General features: G+C 59.5%; 19 protein-coding genes and 1 tRNA gene. 6 read left to right on the plus strand and 14 right to left on the minus strand.

The window, feature by feature from the left end; all coding sequences use genetic code 11:
- Nucleotides 1-11 precede the first annotated feature (11 nt).
- The 7 genes from pth to F7R06_RS23465 form a co-directional block, all read right to left on the minus strand.
- A complete protein-coding gene (pth, locus tag F7R06_RS23435) occupies nucleotides 12-596 on the minus strand; it encodes an aminoacyl-tRNA hydrolase (RefSeq protein WP_090325142.1) in 585 nt (194 codons plus the stop codon).
- Nucleotides 597-765: 169 nt separating this feature from the next.
- The gene (locus F7R06_RS23440) at nucleotides 766-1368 is read right to left on the minus strand and encodes a 50S ribosomal protein L25/general stress protein Ctc (RefSeq protein ID WP_090325140.1); all 603 of its coding nucleotides are present in this window, start codon (nucleotides 1366-1368) and stop codon (nucleotides 766-768) included.
- 141 nt (nucleotides 1369-1509) lie between these two features.
- Nucleotides 1510-2451, minus strand: coding sequence for a ribose-phosphate pyrophosphokinase (locus F7R06_RS23445; RefSeq protein WP_003171603.1), 942 nt, complete (start codon nucleotides 2449-2451; stop codon nucleotides 1510-1512).
- A 46-nt stretch (nucleotides 2452-2497) separates the two neighbouring features.
- Nucleotides 2498-2572 (minus strand) — tRNA-Gln (locus F7R06_RS23450).
- Between the two features lie 36 nt (nucleotides 2573-2608).
- Nucleotides 2609-3460, minus strand: coding sequence for a 4-(cytidine 5'-diphospho)-2-C-methyl-D-erythritol kinase (gene ispE / locus F7R06_RS23455; RefSeq protein WP_090325139.1), 852 nt, complete (start codon nucleotides 3458-3460; stop codon nucleotides 2609-2611).
- 1 nt (nucleotide 3461) lies between these two features.
- The gene (gene lolB, locus F7R06_RS23460) at nucleotides 3462-4079 is read right to left on the minus strand and encodes a lipoprotein insertase outer membrane protein LolB (RefSeq protein WP_090325137.1); all 618 of its coding nucleotides are present in this window, start codon (nucleotides 4077-4079) and stop codon (nucleotides 3462-3464) included.
- A 4-nt stretch (nucleotides 4080-4083) separates the two neighbouring features.
- A complete protein-coding gene (locus F7R06_RS23465; RefSeq protein ID WP_090325135.1) occupies nucleotides 4084-5808 on the minus strand; it encodes a tetratricopeptide repeat protein in 1725 nt (574 codons plus the stop codon).
- 214 nt (nucleotides 5809-6022) lie between these two features.
- On the opposite strand from F7R06_RS23465, the gene hemA reads away from it, so the two are divergent.
- From hemA to F7R06_RS23495, 6 genes are all read left to right on the plus strand, one after another.
- On the plus strand, nucleotides 6023-7312 hold the full coding sequence (gene hemA / locus F7R06_RS23470; protein WP_090325133.1) for a glutamyl-tRNA reductase: 1290 nt from the start codon (nucleotides 6023-6025) through the stop codon (nucleotides 7310-7312).
- Nucleotides 7309-8391 carry a peptide chain release factor 1 gene (prfA, locus tag F7R06_RS23475; RefSeq protein WP_090325132.1) on the plus strand — a complete coding sequence of 361 codons (1083 nt, stop codon included), beginning with the start codon at nucleotides 7309-7311 and terminating at the stop codon, nucleotides 8389-8391. Before hemA ends, prfA begins: the two co-directional genes overlap by 4 nt.
- The gene (gene prmC, locus F7R06_RS23480; RefSeq protein ID WP_090325130.1) at nucleotides 8392-9222 is read left to right on the plus strand and encodes a peptide chain release factor N(5)-glutamine methyltransferase; all 831 of its coding nucleotides are present in this window, start codon (nucleotides 8392-8394) and stop codon (nucleotides 9220-9222) included. It abuts the gene before it with no gap.
- On the plus strand, nucleotides 9216-9971 hold the full coding sequence (locus tag F7R06_RS23485; RefSeq protein WP_090325128.1) for a molybdopterin-synthase adenylyltransferase MoeB: 756 nt from the start codon (nucleotides 9216-9218) through the stop codon (nucleotides 9969-9971). Before prmC ends, F7R06_RS23485 begins: the two co-directional genes overlap by 7 nt.
- Nucleotides 9964-10755 (plus strand): glutamate racemase, encoded by a 792-nt coding sequence (gene murI / locus F7R06_RS23490; RefSeq protein ID WP_090325127.1) that lies wholly within the window; start codon nucleotides 9964-9966, stop codon nucleotides 10753-10755. The genes F7R06_RS23485 and murI overlap by 8 nt, the downstream gene beginning before the upstream one ends.
- Nucleotides 10756-10873: 118 nt before the next feature.
- Nucleotides 10874-11392: an acyloxyacyl hydrolase gene (locus F7R06_RS23495; RefSeq protein ID WP_090325125.1), complete on the plus strand. Its 519-nt coding sequence runs from the start codon at nucleotides 10874-10876 to the stop codon at nucleotides 11390-11392.
- 69 nt (nucleotides 11393-11461) lie between these two features.
- Here the strand turns inward: F7R06_RS23495 and F7R06_RS23500 are convergent, their stop codons facing one another.
- From F7R06_RS23500 to phrB, 7 genes are all read right to left on the minus strand, one after another.
- A complete protein-coding gene (locus tag F7R06_RS23500; RefSeq protein ID WP_090325124.1) occupies nucleotides 11462-11767 on the minus strand; it encodes a YkgJ family cysteine cluster protein in 306 nt (101 codons plus the stop codon).
- Between the two features lie 62 nt (nucleotides 11768-11829).
- On the minus strand, nucleotides 11830-13101 hold the full coding sequence (locus F7R06_RS23505; RefSeq protein ID WP_090325123.1) for an SAM-dependent methyltransferase: 1272 nt from the start codon (nucleotides 13099-13101) through the stop codon (nucleotides 11830-11832).
- A complete protein-coding gene (locus F7R06_RS23510; protein WP_090325121.1) occupies nucleotides 13088-13903 on the minus strand; it encodes a DUF1365 domain-containing protein in 816 nt (271 codons plus the stop codon). Before F7R06_RS23510 ends, F7R06_RS23505 begins: the two co-directional genes overlap by 14 nt.
- Complete coding sequence (locus F7R06_RS23515) at nucleotides 13900-15147, minus strand: NAD(P)/FAD-dependent oxidoreductase (protein ID WP_090325120.1); 1248 nt, start codon at nucleotides 15145-15147, stop codon at nucleotides 13900-13902. Before F7R06_RS23515 ends, F7R06_RS23510 begins: the two co-directional genes overlap by 4 nt.
- Nucleotides 15144-15926 (minus strand): SDR family NAD(P)-dependent oxidoreductase, encoded by a 783-nt coding sequence (locus F7R06_RS23520; protein ID WP_090325118.1) that lies wholly within the window; start codon nucleotides 15924-15926, stop codon nucleotides 15144-15146. Before F7R06_RS23520 ends, F7R06_RS23515 begins: the two co-directional genes overlap by 4 nt.
- A complete protein-coding gene (locus F7R06_RS23525) occupies nucleotides 15923-16345 on the minus strand; it encodes a nuclear transport factor 2 family protein (RefSeq protein ID WP_090325117.1) in 423 nt (140 codons plus the stop codon). The genes F7R06_RS23520 and F7R06_RS23525 overlap by 4 nt, the downstream gene beginning before the upstream one ends.
- Entirely contained in the window at nucleotides 16338-17783 is a 1446-nt protein-coding gene (phrB, locus tag F7R06_RS23530) for a deoxyribodipyrimidine photo-lyase (RefSeq protein ID WP_090325115.1), read from the minus strand. Before phrB ends, F7R06_RS23525 begins: the two co-directional genes overlap by 8 nt.
- Between the last annotated feature and the right edge of the window lie 4 nt (nucleotides 17784-17787).

A 17787-nucleotide genomic window follows, 5' to 3' on the forward strand; every position in this document is an offset into this window, starting at 1 on the left:
TCGGATAAGAGTCAGGCCTTCTGGCTGTGCAGGTTTTTCATCGCGCGGTTCCATTCACCGGCGAGGATATCCGGCAGCACGCCGAGGGCAAAGTCGATGCTGGCATCGAGTTTTTCCTGTTCGGCGCGTGGCGCACGACCCAGGACGAAATTTGAAACCATACTGGCAACGCCCGGGTGGCCAATGCCAAGCCGCAAGCGGTGAAAGGTATTCTGATTGCCCAGTTGCGCGATGATGTCGCGCAACCCGTTGTGACCGCCATGGCCGCCGCCCTGTTTGAGCTTGGCGACGCCCGGAGGCAGGTCGAGTTCGTCGTGCGCCACCAGGATCTCTTCGGGCTTGATGCGGAAGAATCCGGCGAGTGCCGCTACGGCCTGGCCGCTGCGGTTCATATAGGTGGTGGGAATCAGCAGACGAACATCCTGACCCTGATGCGTATAGCGCCCGGTCAGGCCGAAATATTTGCGATCAGCCACAAGGTTCACGCCTTGTGCGCTCGCGATGCGCTCAACAAAAAGGGCCCCTGCGTTATGCCGGGTCTGTTCGTATTCAGCGCCTGGATTTCCCAAGCCAACGATCAGTTTTATGGCAGTCACGATAGGGGCCCTTCTTTGGAGTGGTGGATAACATCGCCGCCATCAGGGAGTGCGGCGAAAGTGGACGAAAATTGCTCATTTACCATTATGTAAACTCCGCGTTCTCGCCCGCTTTCTCGCTACGCTCTAGTCCGCGATGTTTCCGGTCACTCCGGCGAACAGAGTGAAATTACTCTGCTGCGCCTTCTTCGGTAGCTTCTGGAGCAACACGTGGAGCGTGAACGTTGGCAACAGCCAGGTCGTTACCGTGAGCCAGAGCAACGAACTCAACGCCTTTAGGGGCGGTGATGTCGGACAGGTGAATGATCGAGCCGACTTCAGCGTTAGCCAGGTCAACTTCGATGAATTCAGGCAGGTCTTTTGGCAGGCAGGACACTTCGATTTCAGCAACAACGTGCGAAATCTCGCCGCCTTTCTTCACCGGAGCAGCTTCGTTGATGAAGTGCACTGGAACGGTAGCGGTCAGCTTCTGGCCGGCAACTACGCGTACGAAGTCAGCGTGCATCACGTGGCCTTTGGCCGGGTGACGCTGCAGAGCCTTGATGATTACGTTTTGCTTGGTGCCGCCAACGTTCAGCTCGATGATGTGGCTGTAAGCCGCTTCGTTTTCGAGCAGTTTGGCAACTTCTTTAGCCAGCATGCTGATGGATTCAGGTGCTTTTTCGCCACCGTAAACTACAGCTGGAACCAGGCTTGCGAGACGACGCAGGCGGCGGCTCGCACCTTTCCCCAGGTCGGAACGCACTTCAGCATTCAGAGTAAAATCGTTCATGTTGTATCTCCAAAATAACCACATTCGCCCCAGCGTTTGCGACCAGCGCTAAAGGCGATATGGGCAAAAAAGCCCCGCCCCGACAGGAATGCCGGGGCGGGGCGCTTTTCGTCAACGAGATGTTCGAGAAGGGCAGGGCCCTTAGCGGAACATCGCGCTGATCGATTCTTCATTGCTGATGCGGCGGACCGCCTCGGCAACTACCGGTGCGATATCCAGTTGACGGATACGCGCACAGGCTTGTGCAGCAGCGGACAGCGGGATGGTGTTGGTCACCACCAGCTCGTCCAGCACGGAATTTTCAATGTTTTCGATCGCCCGACCCGACAGCACAGGGTGCGTGCAGTAGGCGAAAACCTTGGCAGCGCCATGCTCTTTCAGGGCCTTGGCCGCGTGGCACAGGGTGCCGGCGGTATCGACCATGTCATCGACCAGAATACAGGTACGCCCTTCGACATCACCGATGATATGCATCACTTCAGAGTGATTGGCTTTCTCACGGCGTTTGTCGATGATCCCGAGATCCACGCCCAGGGATTTGGCAACGGCACGTGCACGCACGACGCCACCAATGTCCGGGGACACGATCATCAGGTTTTCGAAGCGCTGATCTTCAATGTCATCCACCAGAACCGGGGAGCCGTAGATGTTATCTACCGGAATATCGAAGAAGCCCTGGATTTGGTCAGCATGCAAATCAACCGTGAGAACACGGTCGATGCCGACTACGGTAAGCATGTCAGCCACGACTTTCGCGCTGATAGCCACACGTGCGGAACGCGGACGGCGATCCTGACGGGCATAACCAAAGTAAGGAATAACAGCAGTGATACGAGTAGCTGAGGAGCGGCGGAAGGCATCGGCCATCACTACCAGTTCCATCAGGTTATCGTTGGTCGGAGCGCAAGTCGGCTGAATAATGAAAACATCTTTACCGCGGACGTTTTCATTGATCTCGGCTGTAATTTCGCCGTCGGAGAATTTACCGACAGAGATGTCACCGAGAGGGATATGCAGCTGACGTACGACACGCCGAGCCAGATCGGGGTTAGCGTTCCCCGTAAAGACCATCATCTTGGACACGCGCAGTACCTGAAGGCTGAGGGTAACCTGGATGAGTATAGGAAAATGGCAGGGGCGGCTGGATTCGAACCAACGCATGGCAGGATCAAAACCTGCTGCCTTACCGCTTGGCGACGCCCCTGTATCTGTTGCAACGATTACCCAGTAATCGATTCCTTTAGAGCAGACTTTGCAGCTTGCGATGCAACATCGAAATGTTGCTTCCTTTTGCTACAAACCCTGTAAGGGTCTCTGTAAGAAGGGCCGAGACTTTATCAGCTTCAGCTTTGCTTGGGAAGCCCCCAAACACACAACTTCCAGTTCCGGTGAGTTTTGCTTCGGTAAAATTACCTAACAAATTCAATGCGTTACGTACCTCTGGATAACGCCTTGATACTACCGGCAAGCAGTCATTTCGACTGTTTCCCTTGGGAACGGGGCGCACTTTAATGGGCGGCGAGTTACGTGTCAACAACGGATCGGAAAAAATTTCTGCCGTACTTACAGATACTTGCGGCACGAGCACGAGATACCACGGTTCTTCCGGGTCTACCGGGGTCAGTTTCTCGCCCACGCCCTCGGCGAAAGCGGCGTGACCACGGACGAAAACCGGGACGTCGGCACCTAGCGTCAGACCCAGGGCGGCCAGCCGATCCTCATCCCAGCCCAATTGCCAGAGGTGATTCAGGCCCAGCAGGGTGGTTGCGGCATTCGAGCTGCCGCCACCGATCCCGCCGCCCATGGGCAGGATTTTATCGATCCAGATATCGATGCCGAGCGAGCAGCCGGATTGCTCCTGAAGTTTTTTCGCCGCTTTAACGATCAGGTTGCTGTCATGGGGGACGCCTTCGAACTCGGTGTGCAGGCGAATGACACCGTCATCGCGCACGGCGAAGGTGATTTCGTCGCCATAGTCCAGAAATTGAAACAGCGTCTGCAATTCGTGATAGCCATCTTCGCGGCGACCGAGAATGTGCAGCATCAGGTTGAGCTTGGCCGGGGAGGGCAGGGTCAGGCGAGTGGCAGGCATGTCATTGCCCCAGCTTGCGCGGTTGCCAGGCCTTGATCACCAGGGTGACATCAAGGTCGGTGCCGTGCAGTTTGATGCGCTCGGGCAACCAGTAGCCGTTTTGCTCGGTGTAGGCGGTGTACTCGACTTGCCAGCCATCCTGCTCGAGATTGGCCAGGCGGCTGTCGCCATCGAGTGTCAGGCGGCTTTTGCTGTCCGGAGCCGGGAGTCCGCGGACCCACCAGGCCAGATTGGACACCGGCAACTTCCAGCCCAGCTGTTCTTCAAGCAGGACTTCCGGACTCGGCGCTTCATAGCGGCCCTGGTTGGCGACTTCCAGAGAGACTTTGCCCGGCCGCCCGGTCAGGCGTGCCGCACCGCGACCCAGGGGGCCGGAAAGGCGGATGTCGTAGTAATCCTGGCGTTGCAGCCAGAACAGCGTGCCACTACCTGAATCCTTGGGTGCGCGAATGCCGATCTTGCCGTCGATCTGCCAGCCGTCGAGACCGGTCAGTTGTTGCTTGTGTTCGCGCCATTGGGCGGGGTTGCCATGGCCCTCGACGGATTCGCGGGCACCGAAGCCCGCGCAACCGGCGAGCAGGGCGATGAAACTGAAAACGATGATGTGGCGCAAAAACATAATCTTAAAGAGTCTCTGATCCGGTCAGGCGTTTGATGGTGCCGCGCAGGGTTGGGCTGTCAGGCTGTTCCTTGAGGAATTTTCCCCAGATTTGTTTGGCTTCGCGTTGCTTGCCATTGGCCCATAGCACTTCACCCAGGTGCGCGGCGACTTCCTGATCAGGGAAACGCTGCAGCGCCTGGCGCAGCAGGCGTTCGGCTTCGTCGAGGTTACCCAGGCGGAAGTTGACCCAGCCGAGGCTGTCGAGGACCGCCGGGTCTTCCGGGCTGATCTGGTGGGCCTGTTCGATCAGGGCCTTGGCTTCGGCGTAACGGGTCGTACGATCGGACAGGGTGTAGCCCAGGGCGTTCAGCGCCATGGCGTTGTCCGGATCGCGCTTGATGATCAGGCGCAGGTCTTTTTCCATCTGCGCCAGGTCATTGCGCTTTTCCGCCTGCATGGCGCGGGTGTAGAGCAGGTTCAAGTCGTCCGGGTATTTCTGCAGGGCTGTTCCCAGAACGCTCCAGGCTTTGTCACCCTGTTTGTTGGCGGACAGGGCTTCGGCCTCGATCAAGTACAGCTGGATCGCGTAGTCCGGCTGCGCATCGCGTTCGGCCGCCAGGCGGCGTTGTGCTTCGGCGGTCTTGCCGTTGTTCATCAGGATATCGGCCTGGCGCAATTGTGCCGGCAGGTAATCATTGCCCGGGCCCACCTGGCCATATTCGACCAGTGCACCCTGTGGATCGTTGCGCTCTTCAGCGATGCGGCCAAGGTTGAGGTGCGCGGAATCGACGTGGCTTTCCCGGGCGATCAGGTCTTCAAGGTAGCCCTTGGCCTCGTCCCAGGCCTTGGCTTCCAGGCACACGAGCGCCAGGGAATAACGCAATTCATCGTCTTCCGGGTATTGCTGGACCAGGCTCGAGAACTCGGCTTTGGCGTCGTCCATCCGGTCCTGTTCAACGAGCATGCGTGCGTAGGTCAGGCGCAGGCGTTTGTCGTCCGGGTATTTCTTGATGCTTTTTTGCAGCAGTGGCAAGGCCTCGTCACCGCGATCGAGGGTTTGCAGCAGGCGCGCGCGCAGCAGAATCGGGGCTATTTCGCCTTCATCAGGCGGATTGTTTTCCAGCAGGGTCAGCGCGCCTTTGGCGTCTCCATCCTGCTGCATCAGCAAAGCCTTGCCGAAAATCAGCTGACTATTGTTCGGGTGACGTTGCAATAAACGGTCGAAACTCTTCATCAGACCGTTACGCGTGTCCTGGTCGGTATCGGCGGCGGACAGGGCGAGGAAGTCGAAATGGGTGTCGCCCTTGCCTTGCAGGACTTTCTCCATATAGACCATGGAGTCGTCATAGCGCCCTGCGCGTGCCAGTTGTACGGCCGCGGCACGTTGCGCCTCGAGGTCGTTCGGGGCGTTTTTGGCCCAGATCAACGAAGTATCCAGGGCGGCCTGGTCGGCGCCCAGGTACTCGGCGATACGGAATGCCCGCTCGGAGATGCCCGGATCCTGGGTGTTGATGGCCTGGGTCACATAGTTGTCCAGGGCAATGTCGAAACGATTGCGCTGGCCAGCCAGTTCGGCGCTCAGCAGGCTGAAGACCGTGTCTTCGCTGAATGAGCTGTAAACCTTGGGCTTTTCAGGTGCCGGAGTGCTGTCTTCGACCGGCGACGTACCGTCCGACGATACGGGTGCCAAGACCTGGCAGCCGCTGAGGAAGACAAAAGCGAGGAGCAACGCGGAGGATCTATTCATATAGGAAGAGGACGACTAACCTGCGGTCGGATCATCATGACACAAGCCTTGGGCCAAACATAACCGGCCTGCCATTTTCGCATGTGCATGCCTGTAAACGAGAACGGCTCGCAGTACGGGCGGAAGCCTGCCATGGCAATAGATATCGAATAGTTGTTCTGATTCCGTCGAAGTAGGACAATTGCCGGCTTCACGTCACCATCAGCGACTTTGAATGGCCTTCCTTGCACTCGGTATTAACCACAAGACTGCTTCAGTAGACGTCCGCGAGCGCGTGGCCTTTACCCCTGAGCAGCTGGTGGAGGCCTTGCAGCAGCTCTGCCGACTCACCGACAGCCGCGAAGCTGCGATCCTCTCCACCTGCAATCGCAGTGAGCTCTATATAGAACAGGATCACCTGTCGGCGGATATCGTTCTGCGCTGGCTGGCCGAATACCATCATTTGAGCCTCGACGAGCTGCGCGCGAGCGCCTATGTGCACGAAGATGATGCGGCAGTTCGTCACATGATGCGGGTGGCTTCCGGGCTCGATTCGCTGGTGCTGGGTGAACCGCAGATTCTCGGCCAGATGAAATCGGCCTACGCCGTGGCTCGGGAGGCCGGCACCATTGGCCCGTTGCTCGGACGCCTGTTCCAGGCCACGTTCAATGCCGCCAAGCAAGTGCGCACCGACACCGCCATCGGCGAAAACCCGGTCTCCGTGGCGTTTGCCGCGGTCAGCCTGGCGAAACAGATTTTCAGCGACCTGCAACGCAGCCAGGCCTTGCTGATTGGCGCCGGCGAGACCATCACCCTGGTCGCCCGCCATCTGCATGACCTCGGCGTAAAGCGAATAGTGGTCGCCAATCGCACGCTGGAGCGGGCGAGTACATTGGCCGAGCAGTTCGGCGCCCATGCAGTGCTGCTGTCGGACATCCCGGCGGAACTGGTGCGCAGTGACATCGTCATCAGCTCCACTGCCAGCCAATTGCCGATCCTTGGCAAGGGCGCCGTGGAAAGCGCCCTGAAGCTGCGCAAGCACAAACCCATTTTCATGGTGGATATCGCCGTTCCCCGGGATATCGAACCAGAAGTCGGCGAGTTGGACGACGTTTATCTGTATAGCGTCGACGATCTCCATGAAGTGGTCGCCGAAAACCTCAAGAGCCGGCAAGGCGCTGCCCAAGCGGCGGAAGAGATGGTGTCGGTCGGCGCCGAGGATTTCATGGTCCGCCTGCGCGAATTGGCGGCGGTGGACGTACTCAAGGCCTATCGTCAACAAAGCGAACGCTTGCGCGACGAGGAACTGCAAAAGGCCCAGCGCCTGCTGGCCAACGGCGCGAGTGCCGACGATGTGCTGCTGCAACTGGCCCGTGGCCTGACCAACAAACTCATGCACGCACCGAGCGTGCAGTTGAAAAAGCTCTCTGCCGAAGGTCGCCTCGATGCGCTGGCGATGGCCCAGGAACTCTTTGCCCTCGGTGAGGGCTCATCGGAAAGCTTTTCGGATAAGAAACCGCAATGAAAGCGTCACTGCTCAATAAGCTGGACATCCTCCAGGACCGTTTCGAGGAATTGACCGCCTTGCTTGGCGATGGTGAGGTCATTTCCGATCAGAACAAATTCCGCACCTATTCCAAGGAGTACGCGGAAGTCGAGCCGATTGTCGACACCTATAAACAGTTGCTCAAAGTACAGGGCGACCTCGAAGGTGCCCAGGCATTGCTCAAGGACAGCGACCCGGACATGCGCGAAATGGCCGTGGAAGAAGTCCGCGAAGCCAAGGAACGCCTGGTCGAACTGGAAGCCAGCCTGCAACGCATGCTGCTGCCCAAGGATCCGAATGACGGTCGTAACGTCTTCCTGGAGATCCGCGCGGGTACTGGTGGTGACGAAGCGGCGATTTTCTCCGGCGACCTGTTCCGCATGTATTCGCGTTACGCCGAGCGTCGCGGTTGGCGGGTGGAAATCCTTTCAGAGAACGAGGGCGAGCACGGCGGCTATAAAGAAGTCATCGCCCGTGTGGAAGGCGACAACGTCTACGGCAAGCTGAAATTCGAATCCGGTGCGCACCGCGTGCAACGGGTCCCCGCCACTGAATCCCAAGGACGCATCCATACCTCGGCGTGCACCGTGGCGGTATTGCCCGAGCCGGATGAACAGGAAGCGATCGAGATCAACCCGGCAGACTTGCGAATCGACACGTATCGCTCCTCTGGTGCCGGCGGCCAGCACGTCAACAAGACCGACTCGGCGATCCGCATCACCCATTTGCCGTCCGGTATCGTGGTCGAGTGCCAGGAAGAGCGATCCCAGCACAAGAACCGTGCACGGGCGATGTCCTGGCTGTCGGCCAAGCTCAACGATCAGCAGACCAGTGCCGCTGCCAATGCCATTGCCAGCGAGCGTAAATTGCTGGTGGGCTCGGGTGATCGTTCCGAACGCATCCGCACCTACAACTTCGCCCAGGGCCGGGTCACCGATCACCGGGTCAACCTGACGCTGTATTCCCTCGACGAAATCCTCGCCGGCGGCGTCGATGCGGTGATCGAGCCGTTGCTGGCCGAGTATCAGGCCGATCAACTGGCGGCGATAGGTGAGTAAATGACGATCATCGCCAGTTTGTTGCGCGCTGCCGATCTGCCCGACTCGCCCACGGCGCGTCTGGATGCAGAATTGTTGCTGGCGGCGGCGTTGGGCAAGTCCCGTAGTTTTCTGCACACCTGGCCGGAGCGCATCGTTCCGAGCGAAGCGGCGCTGACGTTCGCCGAATACCTGCAGCGCCGTCGCAGCGGTGAGCCGGTGGCCTACATTCTGGGCCAGCAAGGCTTCTGGAAGCTCGATCTGGAAGTGGCGCCACACACGCTGATCCCGCGTCCGGACACCGAGTTGTTGGTGGAAGCCGCGCTTGAATTGTTGCCTGCTATACCGTCCAGGGTCCTCGACCTCGGCACCGGCAGTGGTGCCATCGCCCTGGCCCTGGCCAGCGAGCGTCCGGCCTGGAAGGTCACCGCCGTCGATCGCGTGCTCGAAGCGGTGGCCCTGGCCGAACGCAATCGTCAGCGCCTGAATTTGAACAACGCCACGGTGCTGAGCAGTCATTGGTTCAGCGCCCTGGAAGGGCAGCGGTTTGATCTGATCATCAGCAATCCACCCTACATCGCGGCGACCGATCCGCACCTGGCGGAAGGCGATGTGCGCTTCGAACCGGCCAGTGCCCTGGTGGCCGGAGTCGACGGGCTCGACGATTTGCGCTTGATCGTTGCTCAGGCACCGGAGCATCTGGCAGCCGGTGGCTGGCTGATGCTAGAACACGGATATGACCAGGCCGAGGCGGTGCGTGATTTGCTGCTGACCCGTGGCTTTGAAGAAGTCCACAGCCGTACCGATCTGGGCGGTCATCAACGCATCAGTCTGGGGCGTCTGCCATGCTGAATGATCAGGAGTTGCTGCGTTACAGCCGGCAGATTCTGTTGCACCACGTCGACATCGACGGTCAGTTGCGCTTGAAAGACAGTCGCGTGCTGATTGTCGGTCTTGGTGGTTTGGGCGCGCCGGTAGCGCTGTATCTGGCAGCGGCGGGTGTCGGCCAGTTGCATCTGGCGGACTTCGATACGGTCGACCTGACCAATCTGCAACGCCAGATCATTCACGACACCGACAGCGTCGGCATGAGCAAGGTCGATTCGGCGATCAAGCGCCTGACGGCAATCAACCCCGAGGTTCAACTGGTCGCCCATCGTACGGCGCTGGATGAAGACTCCCTGGCGGCGGCCGTTGCAGGGGTGGACCTGGTCCTCGACTGTTCCGACAATTTCTCCACCCGTGAAGCGATCAATGCCGCTTGCGTGGCCGCCGCAAAGCCGCTGGTCAGCGGCGCGGCGATTCGCCTTGAAGGGCAGTTGTCGGTGTTCGACCCGCGTCGTCCGGAAAGTCCGTGCTACCACTGTTTGTACGGGCATGGCAGCGAGGCCGAACTGACCTGCAGCGAGGCCGGAGTGGTCGGTCCGCTGGTGGGGCTGGTCGGTAGCCTTCAAGCCCTTGAGGCACTCAAGCTGCTGGCGGGTTTCGGCGAGCCGTTGGTGGGGCGCCTGTTGTTGATCGACGCCTTGGGCTCGCGTTTCCGTGAGTTGCGCGTCAAGCGGGACCCGGGCTGTAGCGTTTGTGGGCCAAAGCATGCGTGAAGCGCCGATTGGCGTGTTCGACTCCGGCGTCGGTGGGCTTTCGGTGCTGGCCGAGATCCAGCGTTTGTTGCCCAACGAGTCACTGCTGTACGTCGCCGATTGCGGCAATGTTCCCTACGGCGAGAAAACCCCGGAGTTCATCCGACAGCGTTGCAGCGTCATGGCCGGCTTCTTTCAACGGCAGGGCGCCAAGGCCCTGGTGCTGGCCTGCAACACGGCCACCGTCGCGGGGGTTGCCGACCTGCGACGCGATTATCCGCAATGGCCTATCGTCGGCATGGAACCGGCCGTCAAACCGGCGGCTGCCGCGACCCGTAGTGGCGTGGTTGGCGTGCTGGCCACGACCGGTACATTGCAGAGCGCCAAATTCGCGGCATTGCTCGACCGTTTCGCCACGGATGTGCGCGTGATCACCCAGCCTTGCCCTGGGCTGGTGGAGCTGATTGAGAAGGGGGATTTGCACAGTCCCGCATTGCGTCAGTTGTTGGCAGGTTACGTCGAGCCCTTGCTTGCCGAAGGGGCTGACACCATCATCCTGGGCTGCACCCATTACCCTTTCCTGAAGCCGATGCTCAAGCAGATGATCCCCGATGACATCAGCTTGATCGACACCGGTGCTGCTGTTGCGCGCCAACTTCAGCGTTTGCTGGCCGAGCGCAATTTGCTCGCTGAAGGACCTGCGCGTGGGGCGCAATTCTGGACCAGTGCCGATCCCCTTCACTTCACAAATATTTTGCCGATACTGTGGAATACCGCTGGCGTTGTGCAAAGATTCAACGAGTAAAAGGTTGTGGGACAAGCGAATAATTGGGGTGAACTTCTAATAAATCGCCGACTTCTATAGCTGTGAGTGTCGAGCACCAAAAAAACCAAACGTAATCGTTCGGAAAAGGAAGTTTCTAATGAAGCGTCTATTCTGCTTGGCCGCGATTGCGGCCGCACTGATGGGGCACAGTTTTACCGCACAAGCGGCAGGCGTGGAGTTCGGGGTCGGCGAGACCAGCGACTCGACCATGACTTATCGATTGGGCATGCAGTTCGATTGGGACAAGAGTTGGTGGCAGAGCGACGTCGGTCGCCTGACCGGTTACTGGAACGGTGCCTACACCTATTGGAATGGCCGCAAGAGTGCCAGCAACAATAGTCTTTCGTTCTCGCCAGTGTTCGTTTACGAGTTTGCCGGGGAGAGCGTCAAACCTTACGTCGAACTGGGGGTGGGCGTGGCGTTTTTCAACCATACCCGGGTCGAAGACAATCACATTGGCAGTGTTTTCGAGTTTGAAGACCGCTTGGGATTTGGTCTGCGTTTTGCCGGCGGGCATGAAGTCGGGATTCGGGCAATTCACTATTCCAACGCGGGGATGACCAACCCGAACGACGGCGCCGAGAGTTACGCGTTGCACTATACGATGCCGTTGTAAGGATCACTGCTTAGACAGTTTGGCCAATGCCCTGTGGGAGCAAGCTCGCTCCTGCAGGGGAGAGCACTTTCAGCGATACGCCGTGGAAATCCCCTGGCGCTCATCGATGCATTCCGGCGCACCCATCTCGAATTCCCGGCAGATCAGCGGGCGTTTTTCATAGATGGTGCACATCATCGTGTTGCGATCCAGCGCCGCACACCAGCCGTCGTCCAGGCGCAGCATGACTTCCCCGCCCCAGTCATCGGTGTCGATGAAGCGTTCGGGCACACCAGTGTCGGTGATCAGCATGACTTCGAGCTGGCAGCAGCAGGCTGCGCAGCTTGAGCAAGTGACCGTCGGCTCCGCGATTTGCGTGTGAGGGATGATTTTCATGTCGCGCAGTGTAAGTCAGTCACCCGCTGCTGTGTGAACGCTCAGACGGGACGTCTCAGTCATCAAGCATCGAAGCGACCCAATAGCGGCGCAGTGATTGCCGAAGGCTTGGCCAGCAGCAGTTGTGCGGTACCGATGGTGCGCTCCATAAAGCCGCCTTCGCAGTAGCACAGGTAAAACTCCCACAGCCGCAGGAAATAGTCGTCGTAACCCAGCTCACTCAGGCGACCCTGGGCGCGGCGAAAATTCTCGCGCCACAAGCGCAAGGTTCGCGCGTAATGCAGGCCGAAGTCTTCCATGTGCAGCAGGTTCATGTCGGTGTCGCGACTGACGATCTCCAGCATCTTCTGCACGCAGGGCAAGGCACCACCGGGGAAGATGTAGCGTTGAATGAAGTCGACGCTGTTCTTGGCCTGTTCATAGCGCTGGTCGCGGATGGTGATGGCTTGCAGCAGCATCAGGCCGTTGCTCTTGAGCAGGTGAGCACACTGTTTGAAATAGGCCGGCAAGAAGCGATGACCGACGGCCTCGATCATCTCGATCGACACCAGTTTGTCGTATTGGCCGGTGAGGTCGCGGTAGTCCTTGAGCAACAACGTGACCTGGTCTTGCAGCCCCAGGGCATCGATGCGCTGTGCGGTGAAGGCGTATTGCTCCCTGGACAGTGTGGTGGTGGTGACTTTGCAGCCATAGTGCTGCGCCGCGTACAGCGCCATGCTGCCCCAGCCCGTGCCGATCTCCAGCAAGTGATCCGTTGGCTTGAGGGCCAGTTTCTGGCAAATCCGCTGCAGTTTGTTCAACTGCGCTTGTTCCAGGCTGTCCTCGTCGGTCAAAAACTGCGCCGCCGAATACATCATCGTCGGGTCGAGAAACTGTTCAAACAGGTCGTTGCCCAAGTCGTAGTGGGCGGCGATGTTTTTCTGCGAGCCCTTGCGGGTATTGCGATTGAGCCAGTGCAGGCCCTGAATCAGCGGCCGGCCGAGTCTCGCCAGGCCACCTTCGAGGCCATCGAGCACTTCAAGATTACTGACGAACACCCGGACCACCGAGGTCAGGTCCGGCGAACTCCAGTAGCCCAGGATGAATGCTTCGCCTGCCCCAATCGAACCGTTGCTGGCCACCAATCCCCAGGCCGCGGCATCTAGGATATGGATCTCCCCCACCAAGGCATTGCTGGCACTGCCGAACACATGGCGTACGCCGTCTTCGATCAGCACCAACTGGCCGTGCTTGAGTTGGTTCAATTGCCGAAGCACGCCGCGGCGCAGCAGCGATCCGGTCAGGCCGTGGGTGCTGAACAAGTTGGCTTTGGCCGAGACGCTAGAGGCTTTCATGATGGCGATCCTTGGGCAGGGTGGTGGCGGTCTGAAAGTTGCCGTCGGCCGCCTGATGGGCAAACAACGGCACGCGCTTGAGCAGCAGACGCAGGGCTTGCCAATAAATGGCCAGGGCCGTTTTTGCGGTCATCCATGGAAAACGCCGCAGGTAACGGTGCAGGCTGGCGCGATCGAGGGTTTCGCGTTTGAGCGTGAGTGTGGCGTCGAACAGTTTTTCTTCGCCTTGCCAGTCGGCCATGTGCACGCCAAGTCTTTTAGCCACCGGGCTGAAGCTCATGCGGTACTGGATATCGCGCGGCAGGAAGGGAGACACATGAAAAGCCTTGGGCACGGCGAAGTGTTGATGGAAATCCGCCAGGTCCTGCGGGGCCTTGGCGGGCAGCACGTAGTGATAGCGTTCGCGCCACGGCGTGTTGCTGACTTCGCAGACAATGGCCGCCAGTTGCCCGTCAGCTTCATGGCAATAGAAAAAACTCACCGGATTGAACGACAAGCCCCAACTGCGCGGTTGGGTCAGCAGGCAGACCGAACCTTGCGGCACATGGCCGATGGCTTCGTTGACCTGTTGGCGCACGGCGTCGATCAGGCGCATGCCGTTGCCGGTATAGGCCTTGAGGTAATCGCTTTCACGGAATGAAAACGGCGCAAAGCGGCTTACCCCCGCGAATCGTGACAAGCCGAGAACGGCGTCCTGTTCATCGAGGTCCAGGTACAACAGGCCGATCCGATAGCGGAATGCGTGGTGCCGGGGGGCAAAGCGCCGATGGGCGATCCAGCCGCTGTAAAGGGCGCTGTTCACAGGGTTTCTCCAAAAGCGCGGGCCACATGCAGGGCGCTGACCACGCCGTCTTCATGGAAACCGTTGGCCCAGTACGCGCCGCAGTACCAGGTGTGCTGCTGCCCGTCCAATTCGCCCCGGCGTGCCTGTGCCGCCACAGCCGCCAGGCTGTATTGCGGATGGGCGTAGGTGTATTTGGCGAGCACTTTGAGCGGATTGATGGCGGCGCTCTGGTTGAGACTGACGCAGAACGTCGTCTCACTCTGGATGCCTTGCAGGATGTTCATGTCGTAGGTGACGGCGGCCCGTGTATGGCCAGGGCCGCCGAGACGAAAATTCCAGCTGGCCCAGGCGAGTTTTCGCTGTGGAAGCAGGCGCGTGTCGGTGTGCAACACCACCTCATTGTCGGCGTAGGGCAGGGCGCCGAGGATCGAATGTTCGGCTTCGCTCGGCGCTGCCAACAGTTGCAAGGCTTGATCGCTGTGGCAGGCGAACACCACCTTGTCAAAGCGCTCGCTCCCGGCGTGGCTGTGGATAACAACGCCATCTGCATCGCGCTCGACCCGTGTGACAGGACAGTTGAGGCGGATTTTCTCGCGAAAGCTGGCGGTCAACGGCGCTATGTAGGCGCTGGAACCGCCTTCGATGACCTGCCATTGCGGGCGATTGTTCACCGACAGCAAGCCGTGATTCTTGAAGAACCTGACGAATGATTGCAGCGGGAAGGCCAGCATGTCGGCCATGGGCATCGACCAGATCGCCGAACCCATCGGCACAATGTAGTGCAGGATGAAACGCTCTCCGTAGCCGCCGGCTTTCAAGTAATCATCCAGCGTGGTGTCGGGTTGGATTCGCTGTTCTTGCAGGTCGCTCAGGGCTTGTTTGTTGAAGCGCAGGATGTCCCGCAGCATGCCCCAGAACCCCGGCGACAACAGGTTGCGGCGCTGGGCGAACAGGCTGTTGAGATTGTTGCCGTTGTACTCCAGGCCGCTGTCGGGGTCGGTGACCGAGAAGCTCATTTCCGTGGGCTTGAAACCCACGCCGATCTGGCCCAGCAGACGAATGAAATTCGGATAGGTCCAGTCATTGAATACGATGAAACCGGTGTCCACCGCATAGGGCCGGCCATCGACGGTTACGTCCACGGTGTGGGTATGTCCGCCGACCCAGTCACTGGCCTCGAACAGGGTGATCTCGTGACGGCGGTTGAGTAGATACGCACAGGTCAGCCCCGAGATACCGCTGCCGATAATTGCAATCTTCACAGCTGATCCTTGATCGGCGGATGGCTGCGTACCATGCGTTTGCCGATCGCCAACTTCATCCGGCCGGGCAACTTCGACAATGGCCAGAGAGCGGCCATGAACAACGCCGGAAACGCGATTTCCAGCGGTCGATCCTTGAGTTTGGCGAAGATGTGCCGTGCGGCTTTATCCGCTGGCCAGCTGAGGGGCATGGGGAAATCGTTTTTTGCTGTCAGCGGGGTATCGACGAATCCGGGGCTGACCACGGTGACTTCGATGCCCTCCGGCGCCAGATCGATACGCAGCGATTCGAACAGATAACGCATCCCGGCCTTCGAGGCGCCATAGGCTTCGGCTCGGGGCAGCGGCAGGTAGGTCACGGAGCTGGCCACACCCACCAGGTGCGGCGCAGTGCCTGCCCGCAACAGTGGCAGCGCGGCTTCGATGCAATAGCTACTGGCAAGCAGGTTGGTGCGCACCACATGCTCGATGATCGAGGCGTCGAACTGCTTGGCGTCCACATACTCGCAGGTGCCGGCATTGAGGATCACCGTATCCAGCGAGCCCCAGTCCTGGGCAATCTGCTCGCCGATTTCACGCACGGTCTGACTGTTGGTCAGGTCGCCGGCGACCACCAGCACTTGTCCGGGATAGCGTGTAGACAGAACTTTCAACGGCGCCACAGAACGTGAACTGACAGCCAGGTGCGCGCCGGTCTTGAGGATTTTTTCGGCCAGCGCGGCTCCAATACCGCTGCTCGCGCCAGTCAGCCAATATCTTCGTGGAGGTGTAAGGCTCATCCCATTCTCCTTTTCAGCCAGGCGATCGCCCGGCCCAATATCGGTAGATGTTCGTAAAGCATTGCCCCGGCATCGAAGTAATCCCGGTGGCAATAAACCTTGTCGCGCCAGCGCAAGTGGGAACAACCGTCGACCCGGATCAACCGGCCGCCCGCCAGGCGCGGATGGCGGTAACTCATGACCCAGCGCAAATAGCCTTCGCCTTCAGCGATCTGGTCGAAGCCATGAAAGTCGAAGCGCAGTTCGTTGACGTTGGCGTAAAGCTCGGCGAAGTAGCCGCGCAGTTGTCCGAGACCTTGCACTTCGTGCAACGGATCGGTGAAGCGCACATCGTCGGTGTACAGCTCGCCGAGGCGTTGCAGATTGTCTTTGTCCAACTGTGCAAACTGCCGGGCAAACTGGCGCAGAAAGCTACTCATCGTGAGCTCCGGCGGTCTGGCGCGACGGCAGGTTCTTGAACGCCGCCAGGGCGCGAGCACGGGAAGCATTCAGGTCGACGATGGGGCGCGGATAATCCGCTACACCGAACAGGCCGCCGAGTTGCGCCGGGTTGTGCACCTCCTTTTTGTTCAGCCCGGCCAGTTCCGGCAACCAGTGCTTGATGAACACACCGTCGGCGTCGAATTTTTCCGACTGGCTCAGCGGGTTGAAAATCCGGAAGTAGGGCGCCGAGTCGGTGCCGGTCGATGAGCTCCATTGCCAGCCGCCGTTGTTCGCAGCCAGATCGCCATCGATCAGGTGACGCATGAAAAAGCGTTCACCCTCACGCCAGTCGATCAGCAGGTTCTTGGTCAGGAACATCGCCACCACCATGCGCAGGCGGTTGTGCATCCAGCCGGTTTCCAGCAACTGGCGCATGGCCGCGTCGACGATGGGCAGGCCTGTTCGCGCCTCTTGCCAGGCCGCCAGTTCTTCCGGGGCGTTGCGCCAGGCCAGGGCTTCGGTCTCCGGGCGGAAGGCACGATGACGAGAGACCCTTGGATAGCCCACCAGAATGTGTTTGTAGAACTCGCGCCATAGCAGCTCATTGATCCAGGTGACGGCGCCGACCTTGCCGCTTTCGAATTCGCCCTGATTGCTTTGCAGCGCCGCATGCAGGCATTGGCGAGGGGAAATCACCCCGGCCGCAAGGTACGCCGAGAGTTGGCTGGTGCCAGGTTTTGCCGGGAAATCACGCTCGCTCTGGTAGTAGTCGATCTGGGCATCGGCGAAGGTGTCGAGGCGGCGGCGGGCTTCGACTTCACCGGCCGGCCACAATGCGCGCAAGCTTTCGCGGGGGGTGTCGAAACCCTGGATCTGTGCGGGAATCGCGTCGCTGAAGATGTTCAGCGGCGCTTGAGCCATGGGCGCGCTGACCAGGCGTGGCAATGATCGATGCAGGCGTTCGTAGCAAACCTTGCGGAACTGGCTGAAGACCTGGAAGTAGCTGCCCGTTTTGGTCAGCACAGTGCCTGGCTTGAACAGCAGTTGATCCAGGTAACTGTGGGCGTCAATGCCTTGGGCCTTGAGCAGATCGGCCACCGCGGCGTCACGGCGGGTTTCATGCAGGCCGTACTCTTCGTTGAAGTGCACGGCGTCGATTTTCAACTGCCGGCACAGATCCAGCATCACCCGGGGGGCATCGTCCCAGCGCGGGGCGTTGCGGATCAGCAGTGGAATGTTCAGTTCGGCCAAAGCCTTGCTCAGCGTCTTCAGGTTACGTAACCAGAAGTCGACTTTGCACGGCGCGTCATCGTGCTCCAGCCATTGCTGCGGGCTTGGCAAATACACCGCCACGCAGGGGCCAGCCGCAGCGGCGGCCGAGAGCGCGGTGTTGTCATTCACGCGCAAGTCACTGCGCAACCAGATCAATTGCATGGGA

Origin of the sequence: Pseudomonas moorei (assembly GCF_008801475.1) — a bacterium.
Lineage (GTDB): Bacteria > Pseudomonadota > Gammaproteobacteria > Pseudomonadales > Pseudomonadaceae > Aquipseudomonas > Aquipseudomonas moorei.